Here is a 17,480-nt window from a genome sequence, read left to right on the forward strand (position 1 = left end):
CCAATAAACCACCAGCCTTTACTTCATTTGATATAGTGTAAACCTAATATCTGAAATGAGGTGGGGATTATGATTTTGTCCGTGAAAAATCTCTCTGTACGATACGGAGATAAAGTTGCTGTCCAGGATTTAAACTTTCATTTAGGTGAAGGAGAAGTAATTGGTTTGCTAGGAGCTAATGGTGCAGGGAAACCCTCGAGTATTGCTGCAATTCTAGGGATCGAGAAAAGCGAATTTCAAAGGCTCGATGTACTTGGGAAATCGCCATTCACAGAACGAAAGGAAGTGTTCCAAAACGTTGGCGTACAATTCCAAGATACGAATTTTCAAGATCGCCTAACCGTAGAAGAGGCTTGTATCCAATGGCGTTCTTTATACAAAAAACCACAAGCTATCGATCCTTTACTTATAACCTTTGGACTGCATGAAAAGAAAAAGCAGCTAGTAAGATCGCTATCTGGCGGTGAAAAGCAGCGATTAGCAGTTTTGTTAGCCCTCTTGCCTAATCCTCAGCTCGTTTTTTTAGATGAATTAACAACGGGGCTTGATACAAAAGCGCGTAAGATGTTATGGAAACAGCTTTTAACTATGAAAGAAAACGGACTATCGATTGTACTCACCTCTCATTACATGGACGAAGTAGAAGCTCTCTGCGATCAACTAATCATTTTAAGAGACGGTAAAACGGTCGCCTTTGGTTCCATTCAAGAAATTATTACACTTAGTGGACAACCAACATTAGAGGATGCCTATTTATATTTTGCAGGTGAGGAGGAATGGGTATGAAATTATTTTGGACGCTACTAAAAATAGAGGGCAAACTTGTTTGGAAAGGTATGGATATACTTATATTTGGGATCCTACTCCCGATCATTTTGGCGACTCTTTTTGGATATGTCATGAGTAAAGATGTGTCTGCCAGCGGAGCATCCATGTTTGAAATCTCTTACCCTGCAGTTATTTGTATTGGGGTACTCGCCACTGGCGTAATGGGTGTACCGCTTACCATTGCTGACTATCGTCATCGAGGAATTCTAAAAAGATTCCAAGTAACACCCGTATCCCCAGTACATATATTGTTTGCTCAAGTTGTTATTCAATTATCCTCAGCACTAGTTTCATTTATTGGCGTAACTACTGTATATACTTTATTATTTGATTATGAAATGAGAGGCTCATGGGGAGTCTTTCTGATAACTTATGCATTTGTTGTGTGTGCGATGTACAGTGTTGGGATTGCTATCGGCAGTGTCGTGCCTGATCAAAAGTCTGCAAATTTATGGAGTTCAGTGGTCTACTTCACAATGCTTCTATTCTCTGGCGCTACGATTCCATATGAAATTATGCCACGTTTTCTCCAATGGATAATGGATATTCTTCCGCTTTCACATGGTATTCATTTACTTAAACAAGTTTCGATTGGAGAGTCAATTCAGCACTTATTCTTTAGTATTATCATTCTTGTCTTATGTATATTGATTGGTTTAGGCAGCGCCATCAAATTCTTTAAATGGAAGTGAGGGAGGCGAAGGGATGTATAGCACCAAAGAAATAGCGAGTCTTGTTAACGTACATCCGAATACTGTTCGCATTTATGAAGAGTGGAAGTATATCTCTCCAGTGCCTCGTGCAGACAATGGATATCGAGTATTTTCGGAGCTTCATTTATTTCAGCTTCAAGTAGCTAGAACCGCTTTTCATTGTGAGATTATTCAAGGTCATAGTCGAGCTAAAGCACGAGCTATTGCAGAAGCCAGTGGGAAGGGTGATTTCAAGCTGGCTTTTAAACTAGCCCAGGTCTATTTGGCTCATCTTGAACAAGAATACCGACTAGCTTTAGAAGCCATTCAATTGGTTGAACAATGGCTCAGTGGCAATGAGTCATTGTCTAATCAGACTTATAATCGAAATGAAGTCACACAATTATTGGAATTAACACCTGAAATCCTAAGGAACTGGGAAAGAAATGGCTTAATAACCGTTCCCAGACTACCAAATGGTTATCGCTTTTATACAGAACGAGAATTAAATAGAATGAAGATTATTCGTACATTGCGAGCAGCACACTATTCTATGAATGCTATTCTAAGATTAATAAATACAGCAGAACAATCAAAGGAACTAAGCATCAAAGAAATATTAGACACACCTGGAGAGTTCGAAGATATTGTCACAGTAACAGATCGTTTAATTTATTCTCTAGAAGAAGCGATACAAAAGGCAAAAGAAGTTATTCAACTGTTAGAGACTAAAAATAATTATGATTTCCCGCTCTAGGTTGACAAGTTTAGGCATGCGTTTTAAACTGTTACCAAACGAAGGGATGGTTTAACATGATTCATGTAGAAACTGTAAAGTTATATACCAGAGGCTGCTCCGAACAAACGGATACAAACGATGAAACGTTGTCCGGAGCTTAATCAAAAGCGTATTGCTTTTATATCATCGAATGATAGCTAGTCCGATTTAGCGTGAAATGTCATGCTTATTTGGTTATGCTATCTTTCGATGTTAATGATTAAGAGGCTGTAGACAATTTTCGTCTACAGCCTTTTGTGTTTATAATGCTCAGTTTCTAGACTGTCATTTATATGTTTGTGCCGTCTATTCGTGTACAGATAAGCAGAAGGCTTGTGCCCAAAGGGTGCAGTGTCTTCTGCTTTTTTTGCGTTCTTAATTAATTTCAGAAAAGAGGAATAGGAAATGAGTTTACTTGAGGTTTCTAATTTGACACATGCTTTTGGCGATAAGGTCCTATACAAAAATGTCTCTATGGATTTGTACAAGGGAGAGCATGTAGGAGTGGTTGGACAGAACGGAACGGGTAAGAGTACGTTGATTAGCATCTTGACGGGGGAAGTGATCCCGGATGATGGAATGATAAAGTGGCAGCCCAATATTACAATCGGTCATCTCGATCAATATGCTGTCATGGATGGAAACTGTACGGTTCATAATTATTTAAGTCAGGCTTTCTCAGAATTATACGAACTAGAACGAAAAATAAATGAGCTCTATGAAGAGTGCTCTGTAACCGGCAACGAAACGTTATTACAAAAGGCAGCAGACTACCAGGAACGATTAGAAGCGCTAGACTATTATTCGATGGAGAGCAATATCAGTAAGATGGTTATGGGTCTAGGGATCAACGCGATTGGAATCGACCGTCCCATCGAGCAGTTAAGCGGGGGGCAACGGACTAAAGTTATACTGGCCAAGCTTTTACTTGAACAACCTGATGTTCTATTACTCGACGAACCAACCAATTATCTAGATACCGAACATGTTAACTGGCTCGCTGAGTATTTGATTGCCTTTAATCAAGCGTTCATTGTTGTATCTCATAACTATACATTTCTCGATAAAATATCCACTAGCATTTGCGATATAGAGGGGGAAACGATAAAAAAATACCACGGTAAATACTCGGATTTTGTGAAGCAGAAGGAACATTTGCGAGAGAGTTATATCCGGCAATATCATGCACAGCAGAAAAAAATAGAAACTACAGAGCAATTCATTCGGAAAAACGGTGCGGGTGTTAATTCCAAAATAGCCCGTGGTCGCCAGAAACAGCTGGATAGGCTGGAACGAATCGCAGCTCCAACATTTGTATCCAAAGCGTCTATTCGCTTTAAAGAGCTCCCATGCACGTCACAAGTAGCGCTTAAAGTGGATCAATTAGTGGTTGGTTACGATAAACCTTTGTTGCCTAAATTGAAGTTCTCCATCCGTGGCGAACAAAAGCTGGTGATTACGGGGTTCAATGGAATCGGGAAATCAACATTGCTTAAAACATTGGTTGGAGAAATCAAAGGGATAACCGGTAGGTTTCAGTTCGCAGAACAAGTTAAAGTCGGTTACTTCGAGCAGGATTTAACTTGGGAAGATGATATGATGACACCTATTCAGGTGATTTCAGCTTATGATCCAAAACTGACTGTAAAGGAAATACGTCGTCATCTGGCACAGTGTGTGGTTAAAGATAACCTTGTAACACAGTCTATCCGTACGCTCAGCGGCGGAGAACAGTCTAAGGTTAAGTTGTGCCGATTACTGCTCTCACCATACAACTTCCTAATTATGGATGAGCCGACCAATCACTTAGATGCTGAAACGAAAGACGCATTGAAGAAAGCTCTAATTCAATTTAGCGGTACTGTTATTCTTGTTTCTCATGAAGAAGAGTTTTATCAAGGGTGGGTCGATCGTGTGCTTAACATAGGAGATGAAACCAGAAGTAAAGGAAGTAAGTACTAATGCAAACCATGAATGACAATTGGAAAAGAAAAATAACCCTATTTCTAACGGCTCAAACCATATCTTTATTTGGTTCCTCGCTGGTTCAATATGCGATTATTTGGTATATCACTCTAACTACCTCTTCAGGGGTGATGATGACGATATCAACCGTCTGCGGCTTTCTCCCGCAGATGGCGATATCGCTGTTTGCTGGGGTATGGATCGACCGTTATAGTCGTAAAAAAATGATCATGCTAGCGGATGGTATGATTGCGATCGCTACTCTTATCCTCGCTGTGATGTTTTTGATGGGCTATAAATATATTGGGTTGCTATATGTAATTTTGCTGATCCGAGCGGCAGGTACGGGCATACAGGTTCCTGCTGTGAACGCACTTATCCCTCAAATTGTTCCAAAAGATCAGCTTATGAAGGTGAATGGAGTAAATAGTAGTATTTCATCCTTGATGATGTTTCTAGCTCCAGCAGCAGGGGGCGTGATTCTATCGATTAGTACCATAGAAACTGCCTTTTTTATTGATGTGATTACTGCAATTATTGGAATTGGTATGATGTGTATAATCGATATTCCAGTTCATGCTAAGTTGGAGGAGGTTCAGAAATCGAATGTACAAGATATTAAGGAAGGATTTAAGTACCTAAAGGATCATGTCTTTATTAAGCAATTACTAATCTATTTATTTGTCGTAATGATACTGATCAGTCCAGCAGCCTTCTTAACCCCTCTAATGGTGAGTCGATCCTTTGGTCCAGAAGTATGGAGATTGACCGCAAGTGAGATGACTTTTAGCGTAGGGGCGTTAGTTGGAGGGCTTCTGATAGCGTCATGGGGCGGCTTTAAGTCTCGTATGCATACCAACATTATAGCATGTGCTCTCTACGGTTTGCTGATGGTTGGACTTGGCTTCGCTCCTATGTTTGCAATGTATTTATTGTTTAATTTGTTGATAGGCGTAACGATGCCTTGCTTTAACGCTCCTTTGACAGTGATGTTGCAGCAGAATGTGGAGCCGAAGATGCAAGGTAGGGTGTTTAGTCTAGTTCAAGTGACGAACTCATGTGCTTTGCCACTCGGGATGGTGCTGTTTGGTCCGCTAGCTGATAGAGTCCAAGTGGAGACTATTCTTTTACTCGCTGGTATTGCAGTGATTATTTGCGCCTTCTATGCTGTGATTAAACTTCTTGCCTTAGCAAAGGACTACGATTAACATGAAGTTATTCCAAATAAAGACAATCACAGCCATGTAGATCTTATTTCGGTAAATTGTGGAGGGGGTTTAGATATGTATATCAATTCATCTTCTTTAACACAGTTCCATCAAGGATTAGAGCTAAATGATTCATCACTCGAGCTATTCCTTAATCAGCATTTAGATCGTTATGATAAGTTGGAGCCGCATATCCATGCTTTTGTATCGGAAGAGAAAAGAACAGATAGAATCATGAGTGAAGTAGCGCTGCTAAGACAAACCTATCATGAGCTCCCAAAACCATCATTATACGGAGTTCCAGTAGGAGTTAAGGATCTAATTCATATTGACGGCTTACCCACTCGTGCCGGTTCAAATCTTCCTCCACAGGAATTAACACGTTCAGAAGGTAGTTTTATTAAAAAGCTGCGGCAAAAAGGAGTATGGTTCACAGGCAAAACGGTAACTGAAGAGTTCGCATATGCCGGGCATCTCCCAACTCGTAATCCTCATCATTTGGATCATACACCAGGCGGCTCTAGTGCAGGGTCTGCAGCGGCAGTTGCCACGGGTATGTGTCCATTTGCGATAGGCACACAAAGTTTGCGTTCTGTTATGGCACCTGCTTCTTTCTGTGGTGTTGTTGGATTTAAACCAAGTTATGGACGTATCCCTTTGGATGGTGTTCAGTTGATGTCCCCTTCATTTGATACGATGGGATTTTTCACACAGGATATGGTTAGCATGGAGCGGGTCTCTTCAGAGCTCATCTCGGAATGGAGTCCTTTCGAATCTAACCGTAAACCCGTGCTTGGTATTCCAGAAGGGGTATTCATGACTTTATTGGAAGAGGACGCTAAACATACTTTTTGGAGCCAGATTAAGAAGTTGGAAGAGGCAGGCTTCGTCATAAAAAATGTTAAGATGCCATGGGAAGATAGTTTCATCTATGGGGATGGAATGTTGAGGTTAGTACAAGGGGAAATGGCTCAAGTGCATGCCGTACGATTTGAAAAATACAAAGATTGCTATGGTACTGCGATGCGTGATGGTATTGAATCAGGGCAAACCATCAGAGATGAGGAACTGGAGCTATATCGTAGAGGACAAATCAAATTGAGATATGATCTACTGGATGTTCAAAAGACAGAGGGGATTGATATTTGGGTCTCGCCCGCTCAAGCAGGAACTGCTCCATTGTGGGGAACACGGACAGGATGGGCTGGAATGACGGCCATATGGTCATACGCAGGAGCGCCAACTGTGAGCATTCCTTCAGCCACTATTCATAACATGCCTTTAGGATTTCAATGTATTGGGGCTTACGGGCAGGATGAAAAGCTTATATATTGGAGTAGACTTGTATCACTAGCACTGGGGTGAGCCTATTTGGGCTACAGATGGGCAAGTTCGAGGTTAGATAACAGAGTGGGTCTTCAATACAATTGAAGATCTACTTTTTTTTGTATAAAGTGAGAGTTTTTCTGATAGGGATCGTCTATACAGTATCGTGCTTCAAGGAGGCTTAAGGGTGAAGGGACATGTACCGAAAGTTGAAAAAGAGGATGAGAGGCAATGGATTCAAAATGTTCTGCATGGACATAAAGAAGACTATTCGTTTCTTGTGAATCGATATAAGAATAAAATTTATGGCCTTTTGAGAGGGATGGGGGCCGATCACCAAGATGCTCAAGACATCACTCAGGAGACGTTTATTAAAGCTTATCGTAAGCTGGCCTCACATGATTTAGATAAAAGCTTTGCGGCTTGGTTGTATACCATCGCGACTAATTTAATGAAGGATCTTTGGAAAAAAACTCGTCCTACAGCAAGCCTACCAGACGATCTTATTAAACTTTCCCTTTCATATAATCCAGAGGAAGAATTCATTCGATCAGAGCATCGTACAGAGCTGCTTCACCTAATGCAGAAGCTGCCGCCTAATTATCGGATGGCTTTGCTGCTTCGTTACACCAATGATTTAAGCTATGAAGAAATGTGTACGCTCTTAGAGGTCCCTATAGGTAAGATTCAAAACGACCTTTATCGTGCGAAACAGCGATTGAAGCAAATCATGACACTCCAGGAGGTGAAGAGCGATGAAGTGCTTAAGTCCATTTGAGATCGAGCAATACATCCTAAGTACACCTACCTCCCGGCCATTGGAAGTTTTTGATCATGTTGCTGCTTGTACTCATTGCAACTTAATCTATCATACGTTATTGGAAGAACAAGGGGAGTGGTCGCAAGCGTTGTTTGAGGAGAAATTGCCAGATTCTTTTACGGATCAAGTTATGGCTTCAATAGAATCAGTAGAACTAGAGAAAGTAACGGTACCTGACATAAAGCGAAAGAATCCGAAGATTCTTAAGTTACTTAGATTAGCCATGGCAGCAGCTTTGCTACTGGTTGTTCTGAGTGCCGTGATTTTATATTCTGTACCCACATTGGCAGAGACTTTACGTTCTCTTTTTGTAAAAGATAATGTGGACATTGGCCTTTTGCGAGCACAAGAATTTGGGTTGGTAGATCATCCTAATATAAAAGTGAAGGATAAAGGCTATACGATCAAAATTGACGAAGCCGTAGCAGATCCTACTCGTGTGATTGTCGCTCTTCAGTTGTTCGGACCGGATGGTAAACATGACAGACATCGCTTGGGTTTTGGTGAAGGTAATAAGATTGAAGTTAAAGATGATCATGGAAAGGTCGTTGGAGAATTATACGATATGGGATTTACCAACGATTTTTACTATATGATCGCTAATTTTTCGGAGCCATTGCAAGCCGATCAAATTACAGTCGAAGGTCATATAACTGAGTTGGGAAGCAAGGGAAGAAATATTCCTATTTTACAAGGAGATTGGAATTTCAGTTTTTCGATGGATATGACAAAAGCGAATCAACAAACAACCTCAGCTCCTCTAACGGGTAGCTACACTTCTCCGGACGGTTTAACAGTGACCTTGAAAAGATTAACGCATATGGTACAAGGTGTTCGTTTTGAATTTGACACTCAATTAAGTGAAGAGGCATTGAGTCGTTCTCCAGGTGAATTATGGAAGCAGCAGGGGCTGAAGTTCCATTTTGAGGATAGCACGGGAGAAGAGATTCACAGTGTTAATGCGAGGAAATTACCAAGTAAGGATAGTGTAATGTCACGATCTTCGGCACCTGGTGATAAACCTGGATTAATGCATTGGAGCTATACATTTAAATATTTACCCCAGGATACGCCATATACTTTTGTGTTCGATGGATATTTTGTTCCTGAGAAGGATGGTTCGAGCGTGCAATTTGAGCCTTCTAAGTTGAAGGAACATCCGATTCCCTTTGATTTTGATGGAGATGAGCTCATGTTAAATGATTTTACTGTGGAGTCGCCACCCAATACCAATGGATCTGCGAAGGAAGGTTCGCTACATTTTAGCGGAAGATTGAGAAATGAATTTATGAACAGTGAGTGGATATTTAAAGACCTTGAGGGTAAAGAGTATCCCCTGTCAGGACGAGGAGGATATTCTACTGATGGGTCCGGATGGAAAGATGGTTATATCGTAATCGTTGAATCACAGTCAAATAACAAAAAGAATTTTTTTCAGTTCCGTGCTGCTGGCCTTACTAAAATCCCTAATCAGCTTCAATTAATACGTACAGTAGTTAACCGTTTGTACACCAATGTCGATTGGACCGTTCCTATCATGGAAGTTAGCAAAAAATAATAAAATCAATCTTTATGCTTCCAAATTGTACAAGCAAGAACTAGAGAATTCGCATCTCATATACTATCACAATCGAAAAGAGGTGGTAGTTTATGACTGCTGCAGAGAAGAGAAAAATTCAAAGAGCTTTAAATGCTTTGCGTAAGCAGAGAGTGATTCTGAAAGAAAGTCTTAGAAGAATTGAAGCATTACTTTGCAGGTTGCCTATTGGCAGTCGTGAAAGATTTGAATTGTTAGCAGTAAGAGACTCAATTGTCGAAGCGCTTCGACTCAATGCAATTGCTATAAGAAACTTAAAAGATGTTTCTTGTGCATGTTAAGTCCGCAAGATGCTACAGAAGCGGGTGTCGTTCATTTAAGGACGACACCCGTTTTTCTTGGTGTAGTTTGTCTTTGAAATCCGTTATGATACTATAAGCTTAATGTGCCATAAACGTATAAAAGAGAGGGATACATACATGACCAACAAACTATATTACAATTCTACATATCTGACTGACTGGCAAACCCGTATTACGGAAACGATAGAACGAGAAGATGGGCTCTATGTTACTTTGGAGGAAACAGCTTTTTATCCGCATGGCGGTGGGCAACCCTCTGATCTAGGGACTATACAGGATATCCCTGTACTTGATGTAATCAGTGAGGAAGATCTTGTCCTACATAAGCTGGAACGTCTGCCTGATGATTTAGCTGTCAATTGTCAGATCGATTGGACGAGAAGATTCGACCATATGCAGCAGCATAGTGGGCAACATTTGCTGTCAGCAGTCTGTCTTGATCTTTTACAGTTTATGACTCTAAGCTTTCATTTAGGTGAAGATTATTGCACCATCGACATAGAAGCGTCAGAACTGTCGCCTAACCAGCTTCATTCCATTGAGTGGGAGGTTAATCGGCAGATTTACCGGAACCATTCCATTCTTAGCTATTTTGTAACAGGGGAAGAAGCTTCCCTGCTTAAACTGGTCAAACAGCCAAAAGTGACGGAGAACATCCGGATTGTAGAGATCAAAGATGTTGAATATAACGCTTGCGGAGGTACGCATGTATCTTCAACTGGTGAAATTGGTATGATTAAGCTTCTGAAAGCGGAGAAACAAAAAGGGAATACGCGGATTTATTTTAAATGTGGATACCGTGCTTTGAAGGAATTTAATAACAGTCTGCAAATCCTTGGAGCACTATCTTCCAAGTTCAATACGGGAAAAGATGGAATTATCGATCGAATTGAAAAGTGGGAGAATGAACAAAAGCAGCTGCAAGCGGAAATTACACTACTAAAAGATAAGAATGATGATTATATCGTACAGGAGCTTTTAGCACAACAAGAAGGAAAACTGATCGCAAAAGTATTCGAGGATAAATCACTGAAAGATTTACAAAGTTTAGCTAACAAGCTTACTGCGAAATGTGATGTTCCAGTTTTATTGGCTAGTTCTGCTGAGAATAAGGTTGTGTTTGCGCAGAACGGCAGTGCAGAGATCTCCTGTGGAGCTTTTTTCAAAACGCATCTTAGTACCTACAATGGAAAAGGCGGAGGCAGCGATAAATTAGCGCAAGCTGGATTCCCAACTTGGGAGGACGCTTTGGCGTTTTATGAGTTTGCTAGAAGTTAAGATTACAATATAAAAGACAGATGACCTGACTGCGGTAGTCTCCGTGGATCAGGTCTTTTTTGCATGATGAAAGGGAAGAATAAGAAACTTTTTCCAAAAAATGTCGTCTAATTACATATGACTATAAAGTCGAGGGAGAAGAATAGAAATGAATAAATGGAAGGTTACGCTAGGAATCATAGCTGTTTTGATTTTTAGTACGGGGTTTGGATCTGTATCTGTGCAAGCAGAACGCCAAATTCAATTCAACTTTAAAGAAATCGGAATCAGCAGTAAACAGGTCATCACAGAGAATACAACTTTTGTGCCTCTGAAATCACTCGCAGATGCTATGGGGTACACATTATCCTGGGATCAACAAACCAAAACGGCCAAACTTGTTCGTCCTGAAAGAGAGGTTATTTTCACAACTGGTACTGTAAAGTCAAAAGTAAATGAAGCAGTGGTGAATTTAACGAAATCCCCACGTATTATTAAAGGTTCAGTGTATGTGCCATTGGTCTCAGCGGTCAGTGCACTTGGAGGTAAAACGGGGCTTAATAAAACGGATGGGGTTATCCAGATCGTAGATGAAGCTAGATTGGTTTCTGCTTCTGTAGATGGTAGATCCTATTGGATATCTCAGAAAAACGGAGATTTGTATTACCGTGCTACCTCAGCTGGGAAACCGGTAATTATTGGTCGACTACCGTTCAAGGAATCAGCCTACAACTACGCTTTTGAGGTCAAGAAAATTGTCAATGGCACGGATCTTCTCCGGTTAACAGACAATCACTATGCCATGTTCACCGATTTCAATAGCAGCTATCAAGTATTGGTCAAAGCAGGCACTATTCTCAAACAAATGAATTATCAATATATGAATTCTGCTTATCCACATGCGCCGCAAGTGCCTTCTACTCAGTTGTATATGACAGATGGGAAGAACGTGCAGTATATTACTAAGGATGGCGATCTAGGGAAGTTATTTGAGATGGAGAAGCTAACCGGGGCAACAGGAGATTTCATCGTGGAATATGCATCGGAGGATGTGGCGCTCATACGTTTATTAGATACGACACACTTATATTTGGTTTATAGCAGCTCTGGGGAAATCATCAATCTCAGCGAACAACTGATAACAAGTGAGGATCGTAAGGAATGGGATAGAGTGAATGATGGCAGAGATCCATATGTTTTGACCAGAATGTTAGTATTGAAGGGTCGCAAAGGGAATGTGCTGACATTTACCTATACTCCAATCCTTGAGGAAAAAGCAAAAACAGTGACATTTACACTTCAATCCAAATAATTGCAGTTACTTTTATGTAACGAGAAAAAAGAGCGATGTTATGAATCGCTCTTTTTGTGTTCGGGATTATTTCAGCATCATCGTACTTCCACCCTTAATCTGAACAGGTTGATCATTTACAGATACCCAGACATCAATAGCAGAGTTGTTACGGATGATCTTTTTGTCAGCACTCATTTTCAGTGAATACAGCGCAGTGACATAATCATAAATCTCTATATTGGTTGCGTACCAAACATCCGGATGTCCACCAGCTTGTTGGCAAAAGTTCTCGATAAGCTCCCAATTGTTCTGCTCAGCAAATTCATAACTATGACCCCAAACATAACAGAGTCTTAGTTTTTGGGATGGACCCTCCGTTGTAAATCGCTCCCATACGTGATGGAGATCTTCATTATGTTGGCATGTTGGATGCCATTCCATGAAATTCAGAGGCATATCAAACTGTTTGGTAGAGTGGACAGTACGACTGTATTCAATCCCAACAGACTGAAGTGGCGCTATGATTTCTTGAGAGTATGTACCGTAAGGATAGGACATTCCACGTACCGGATAATCCACTAGTTTCTCAAGTCGCTTACGGTCTTCAAACAGCTCATCGATCACCATAGGTAAAGGAAGACGTTCTAGATGTGGATGAGTAACAGAATGGGCAGACACCTCGTGGTTTCTGAGTGAATGTTTAACATCAGCAGAAGATAAAAATCCGGGTGCGTTTATCATAGCGCTATTTAGATGGAAAGTACCTTTAATCCCATATTGATCAAAAATCTCCGCCAAGCGAATATCGTGTTTTTGTCCATCATCATAGCTCATTGTAAGCGCCTTGGGCAATCCGCCCGGGAATAAATTAAATTGAAGCTTCATGAATTCACACTCCTATTCATATGTTCATTTCGAAAATTACCTCATCCAATTATAGACCTTATAATCGGATTCCCGTCTTAACAATGAAAGTGTTTGCAGAAAGAAATACACTGATAAGAAGAGGGGCTGCCTGTCTGACTTTCTCTATGTTGTAAAACTATTATATGTGATAGACAGAAGAAACTCACTCTCATATTTTAGCACTAAGTTACTGATTGCCCCAATCTTTTTAATCAGTAGAAGGAAGTAGGCAGCTATCAGGCTGTCAGTGGTAAAAGCTAGTGATGCGCGCGCATTATACAATAATGCGGAGCTTATAGTATTCGATGAACCTACCTCTGCTATTGATCCAAAAGCCAAGATAAAGCGGCTATTTTCATTTCACATCGATTGGGCTCGGCTAAGAATGTCGATACGATCTATGTTATGTATAATGGAGAGATCGCTGAAGTAGGGGACTATCAAGATTTACTGCTTCATAAAGGGATTTATGCAAACATGTATGCTATACAATCATCTTGGTATAAGTGGAGAGGAGAAAGACATCATGGGTCACTATCGGAGATAATACCATCATCGGATCGGGCAGTGTTGTTACTAAAGATATCCCTGCAAATGTGATTGCAGTGGGTAACCCTTGCAGAGTCATACGGGAGATAACTGAAGATGATAAGGCTCAATATGATCATGAATAAAGCGTTGTTAATCATACTGAAATGTAAGCTGTCCTTTTCTTACCTTCGCTGCATATATGATTTGCCCTGTGTGTTACCCTAATGTCCAAAAAGTTAAAACTGACGTTGCATAAATGTGTTAGTTCAGTTGTATGATATAATTGTTGAAAAAAAGGCATAGGGAGAACTATATGACTACAATCATTGATAAAATCGCTTGGATTCATATCGAGAACGGACAAGTTTTATGTGCGCGTTCCAAAGGGAAAGATACCTATTATTTGCCTGGGGGAAAAAGAGAAGCCGGAGAAACAGACGAGGAGACGCTTTTGCGCGAAATTGAGGAAGAAATCTCTGTTCAGATTAAGGCTGATACCGTCTCTTATTTTGGAACCTTTGAAGCAGAGGCTCATGGTAAAGCAGAAGGTGTTACAGTAAAAATGACCTGTTATATTGCGGATTATGAAGGGACATTAACGCCAGCGTCCGAAATCGAGGAATTGACTTGGTTAAGCTATAAAGATCGAAATCGTGTGTCTGTAGTCACCCAAATTATTTTTGATCAATTGCATGAGAAGAATTTGCTCTTTTAAATCAACTATAAAAAAAATTTGAAGTCCGTTTTAAGCCCGTACGAAGGCTTGAGACGGTCTTTTTATTTCTACGAGCAACAGCAGCTGCTGGGAAATAACAACTTTTCTTCTCATTTAGGACAGATGTCCTTTTTTAAACCCTTGAATTGCTTTTTAATATGTAAGAGATCGAAGTTGAGGAGAGAGAGAAATGAGAGGGATTATATTTGCATTTTTAGCGGGGGCTTGTATTACGTTACAGGGTGTGTCAAATGCTCGAATTAGTCAAGATATCGGGACTTGGCAGGCGGCGACAATTACACAGTTAACGGGGTTTATCATGTCCTTCCTAATTCTTTTGTTCGTTAGAGATGGGAAATGGGGAGGAATAAAGCAAGTAAAACCCTTATATTTGATCGGCGGCGCTTTTGCAGCTGTAATTATTTTCAGTGAAGTAACGGCCATTCAGCAAATCGGTGTTACATTTACAATATCCTCGTTGTTGATTGCTCAGCTATGTCTGACCTTCTTGATTGATATTAAAGGCTGGTTTGGAATGGATAAACGAAAGATGAGATTACCGCAGTTCATCGGCATCGGGTTGATGATAGCTGGTGTTGTGATACTAAAATTCTAACAACCTTGAGTATAGTCGATAAATGGAGGAATTAAGTTATGGTTATTGGGTTGATATTAGCGCTTATTGCGGGATCACTCGTGAGTCTGCAAAATATATTTAATACGAAAGTTAACGAAAAGGTTGGTTCTTGGGCAACGACAACTTTAGTGTTAGGGATGGGATTCCTAGCTTCATTTATTATGAGTCTTATCGTTGAGGGAAACCGGATATTTACTTTGAGAAATATGGAGCCTTGGTATTGGATCAGTGGTTTGATCGGAGTCGGGGTGGTATTATGCCTTGTGCAAGGTACTAAACGACTGGGCCCAACGTATGCGATTTCGATCGTATTGATCTCTCAGCTTGGGTTCGCACTACTCTGGGATTCACTAGGCTGGTTAGGGCTTGAGAAGGTTCCTTTTACTTGGAAACAGTTGCTTGGAGTACTGGTTATTATTGGGGGTATCCTCGTATTTAAGCTAGGTGGCGAACGGGAGACGCAGAAGGCAGCTTGATTTATTCTCAGACTCATGTCTGTCAATATAAAAGTGATGGCAGTCACACGAGACTGGAACTAATTCAAATTATACTTTGGGAAAGTACTCGCTCAAATATAAATAAGGAGTGGATCATCCTATGTTCATACAATTGAACTCCCAAACTATTGAAAAGTTAGAAAAAAACCTTGGTGAACGACCCGGATATTTTAAATTATTTTTCGACACAGAGGGCTGTGGTTGTAATGGTGTGATCGTAATTCAGATCATTAGTGAACCTCATGCTACAGATATTGAAGTTCAGAAAGAGCCTTTTCCTTTTTTTGTTGACCGACAGCAGGAATCTTTATTTGATGAACAGATGCGGCTTGAAGCAGATGAGAATTACCCGTCGTTCAGATTAAGAAGTGATTCGAGTCTGTTAGGAAGTAATATTCGAGTAAAAGATAATCGATAGGCGGGTCGGAGCAGTTGAATGTAGAGTGTGTAGAGTGGCTGATGAGGCAATTCTGCACACTTTTTTTATTGCTTACTATGTCACGACGTGATATAGTCACGTTGAGACATATTTAATTGTGACGTATAAACGCTGTTACGTAATAAGGGAGCTGGGCATGTTGAACCCTGAGAAAGTGTTAAAAAAATATGTACCCATGACTGAGACAGCTTTCTATATTCTTTTATCCTTAGATGAACCACGTCATGGATATGGAATAGTGAAGCATGTAGAGAAAATCACGAAAGCACGCCTTTTGTTAGGCTCAGGTACTGTTTATGGCACGTTAACGAAGATGCAAAAAGATGGGATGATTACTGTTTTTGCTGATGAAGAGAGAAAAACGGTTTATGAAAGAACAGACTTAGGGACGCTAATTCTTGCTACTGAGATCAAAAGGCTTAAAGAGCTGCATGAGAATGCTATAAAATATGGGGGTGTTGTAGATGATCATCAAAATATTTAAACCCTTTTGGAGTTATGATGTTCAGAAAACCGAAGATTGGTTGGCTTCTATGGCGCAAAAAGGTTATGAACTTATCCGAATCAACCCTTTAACTAGATATTTTTACTTTCAACAGGTTGAATCGAACGTAGCTAACTATCGGATCGTATTTGATAAAGTTCCAAATCCATCCCTTTCTAAAGGATTATTAAATTTTGGATGGACGAAGGTATTACAGAGCGGCAAATGGGTTGTGACGATGAATAGGCTGCCTTTAGAACAGATAAGAACATTTCCTGATCGAGAAGGGATCGTAAAGCATAACAAGAAGATCATGTATATTTTTATGGGGATATTGATTTATTTAATGGTTGCATTCCTCAATGTAATTTTAATAAGTGCAATAGCAATGAGTGTATCTAAATTTAATCATTTTAATGTTTTCAGTGGACCGTATGGTTTTATTCCTGCTACTGCATTGGGGCTTAGCGTGATCTTGTGTATTTTCACAGTGTATTCGTTGATCACATTAAACAAGACTAACAAAAGAATAACAGAAGAATTCTTACAGCCAACCAAGTCAAATGGTCAAGTGACACCCCTTCAGCAAATCATACTAAGTAAAAATGAAGAAAAGCGTTTGAAAAATTCAGGTCAACTTGTTATGAAGTGGAAGCCTGGATGGATGTATGCGCCAGATCGGCTTGAGGCGTGGCTAGAGGGAATGGAAGAAAAGGGATATAATCTGTACAAAGTTGGCAAAACAGGTGCTGCCTTTTATTTTATAAAAGGGAAACCTCGTAAGGTGTGTTATTGTGCGGACTTACAAAATACTGCAGACACCAATTACTTCAATATTCACATGGAATCTGGCTGGGCATGTCTGTATAAATCGAGTTCATGGACTCGAAGATGGGTTGTATGGGCCCAAGAATATGTACCGGGTGAAGCAAAACCGCAAATATACAGCGATAAGTTAAATCAACTGAAACTAGCCAGACGTATAGCCTTAACTTATTCTGCTATGTTCTTGCCCCTTATAATTGTATATACGTATACCATAGTAATTAACATTAAATTATCGACTTACTCAAATCTGGATCGATTGCAGCTCATAAATATGATTTTGTTCGCCATATTAATTCTCATGTTTGGCTCGTATGTAAGTCGAACTTGGCTATATTACAACCGTCTTCGTAAACATCATCTATAATATCGTGGAGGT

Annotated in this window: 18 protein-coding genes and 1 pseudogene; 18 read left to right on the top strand and 1 reads right to left on the bottom strand. The window is 40.2% G+C overall.

Annotated features, from left to right (window positions below):
* Positions 1 to 69 precede the first annotated feature (69 nt).
* The 11 genes from ACN6MV_RS14375 to ACN6MV_RS14425 all read left to right on the top strand — a co-directional run bounded on the left by ACN6MV_RS14375 (position 70) and on the right by ACN6MV_RS14425 (position 12,085).
* Complete coding sequence (locus ACN6MV_RS14375) at positions 70 to 786, top strand: ABC transporter ATP-binding protein (protein WP_419886604.1); 717 nt, start codon at positions 70 to 72, stop codon at positions 784 to 786.
* Positions 783 to 1,520 carry an ABC transporter permease gene (locus ACN6MV_RS14380; RefSeq protein WP_042127519.1) on the top strand — a complete coding sequence of 246 codons (738 nt, stop codon included), beginning with the start codon at positions 783 to 785 and terminating at the stop codon, positions 1,518 to 1,520. The genes ACN6MV_RS14375 and ACN6MV_RS14380 overlap by 4 nt, the downstream gene beginning before the upstream one ends.
* Positions 1,521 to 1,533: 13 nt before the next feature.
* Positions 1,534 to 2,277: a MerR family transcriptional regulator gene (locus ACN6MV_RS14385; protein ID WP_076118488.1), complete on the top strand. Its 744-nt coding sequence runs from the start codon at positions 1,534 to 1,536 to the stop codon at positions 2,275 to 2,277.
* Positions 2,278 to 2,703: 426 nt separating this feature from the next.
* Entirely contained in the window at positions 2,704 to 4,260 is a 1,557-nt protein-coding gene (locus ACN6MV_RS14390) for an ABC-F family ATP-binding cassette domain-containing protein (protein ID WP_419886605.1), read from the top strand.
* Positions 4,261 to 4,268: 8 nt separating this feature from the next.
* Positions 4,269 to 5,471, top strand: a complete 1,203-nt coding sequence (locus ACN6MV_RS14395) for an MFS transporter (protein WP_419886757.1) — start codon at positions 4,269 to 4,271, stop codon at positions 5,469 to 5,471.
* 75 nt (positions 5,472 to 5,546) lie between these two features.
* The gene (locus tag ACN6MV_RS14400; protein ID WP_419886606.1) at positions 5,547 to 6,836 is read left to right on the top strand and encodes an amidase; all 1,290 of its coding nucleotides are present in this window, start codon (positions 5,547 to 5,549) and stop codon (positions 6,834 to 6,836) included.
* A gap of 148 nt (positions 6,837 to 6,984) precedes the next feature.
* The gene (locus tag ACN6MV_RS14405; protein ID WP_419886607.1) at positions 6,985 to 7,575 is read left to right on the top strand and encodes an RNA polymerase sigma factor; all 591 of its coding nucleotides are present in this window, start codon (positions 6,985 to 6,987) and stop codon (positions 7,573 to 7,575) included.
* Positions 7,553 to 9,175, top strand: a complete 1,623-nt coding sequence (locus ACN6MV_RS14410; protein ID WP_419886608.1) for a DUF4179 domain-containing protein — start codon at positions 7,553 to 7,555, stop codon at positions 9,173 to 9,175. Before ACN6MV_RS14405 ends, ACN6MV_RS14410 begins: the two co-directional genes overlap by 23 nt.
* Before the next feature lie 92 nt (positions 9,176 to 9,267).
* Positions 9,268 to 9,495, top strand: coding sequence for a hypothetical protein (locus ACN6MV_RS14415; protein WP_042127526.1), 228 nt, complete (start codon positions 9,268 to 9,270; stop codon positions 9,493 to 9,495).
* Between the two features lie 138 nt (positions 9,496 to 9,633).
* Positions 9,634 to 10,794: an alanyl-tRNA editing protein gene (locus ACN6MV_RS14420; protein ID WP_419886609.1), complete on the top strand. Its 1,161-nt coding sequence runs from the start codon at positions 9,634 to 9,636 to the stop codon at positions 10,792 to 10,794.
* A gap of 148 nt (positions 10,795 to 10,942) precedes the next feature.
* Complete coding sequence (locus ACN6MV_RS14425; protein WP_419886610.1) at positions 10,943 to 12,085, top strand: copper amine oxidase N-terminal domain-containing protein; 1,143 nt, start codon at positions 10,943 to 10,945, stop codon at positions 12,083 to 12,085.
* A 66-nt stretch (positions 12,086 to 12,151) separates the two neighbouring features.
* Here ACN6MV_RS14425 and ACN6MV_RS14430 read toward each other — a convergent pair whose 3' ends face one another.
* Entirely contained in the window at positions 12,152 to 12,952 is an 801-nt protein-coding gene (locus ACN6MV_RS14430) for a polysaccharide deacetylase family protein (RefSeq protein WP_042127532.1), read from the bottom strand.
* Positions 12,953 to 13,503: 551 nt separating this feature from the next.
* Between ACN6MV_RS14430 and ACN6MV_RS14435 the strand changes: the two are divergent.
* The 7 genes and pseudogenes from ACN6MV_RS14435 to ACN6MV_RS14465 all read left to right on the top strand — a co-directional run.
* Positions 13,504 to 13,647, top strand: a pseudogene (locus ACN6MV_RS14435) (maltose O-acetyltransferase); the annotation flags it as partial.
* Positions 13,648 to 13,817: 170 nt separating this feature from the next.
* Entirely contained in the window at positions 13,818 to 14,219 is a 402-nt protein-coding gene (locus ACN6MV_RS14440; RefSeq protein WP_419886611.1) for an NUDIX hydrolase, read from the top strand.
* Positions 14,220 to 14,409: 190 nt separating this feature from the next.
* Positions 14,410 to 14,835, top strand: a complete 426-nt coding sequence (locus ACN6MV_RS14445; RefSeq protein ID WP_419886612.1) for a DMT family transporter — start codon at positions 14,410 to 14,412, stop codon at positions 14,833 to 14,835.
* Between the two features lie 38 nt (positions 14,836 to 14,873).
* The gene (locus tag ACN6MV_RS14450) at positions 14,874 to 15,332 is read left to right on the top strand and encodes a DMT family transporter (RefSeq protein WP_042127538.1); all 459 of its coding nucleotides are present in this window, start codon (positions 14,874 to 14,876) and stop codon (positions 15,330 to 15,332) included.
* Positions 15,333 to 15,453: 121 nt separating this feature from the next.
* Positions 15,454 to 15,771 (top strand): iron-sulfur cluster biosynthesis family protein, encoded by a 318-nt coding sequence (locus ACN6MV_RS14455; protein ID WP_419886613.1) that lies wholly within the window; start codon positions 15,454 to 15,456, stop codon positions 15,769 to 15,771.
* A 157-nt stretch (positions 15,772 to 15,928) separates the two neighbouring features.
* Positions 15,929 to 16,276 (top strand): PadR family transcriptional regulator, encoded by a 348-nt coding sequence (locus tag ACN6MV_RS14460; protein WP_419886614.1) that lies wholly within the window; start codon positions 15,929 to 15,931, stop codon positions 16,274 to 16,276.
* Entirely contained in the window at positions 16,257 to 17,468 is a 1,212-nt protein-coding gene (locus ACN6MV_RS14465; RefSeq protein WP_419886615.1) for a DUF2812 domain-containing protein, read from the top strand. Before ACN6MV_RS14460 ends, ACN6MV_RS14465 begins: the two co-directional genes overlap by 20 nt.
* Positions 17,469 to 17,480: the final 12 nt, after the last annotated feature.

Origin of the sequence: Paenibacillus sp. B-A-8 (genome assembly GCF_048572915.1) — a bacterium.
GTDB lineage: Bacteria > Bacillota > Bacilli > Paenibacillales > Paenibacillaceae > Paenibacillus_AQ.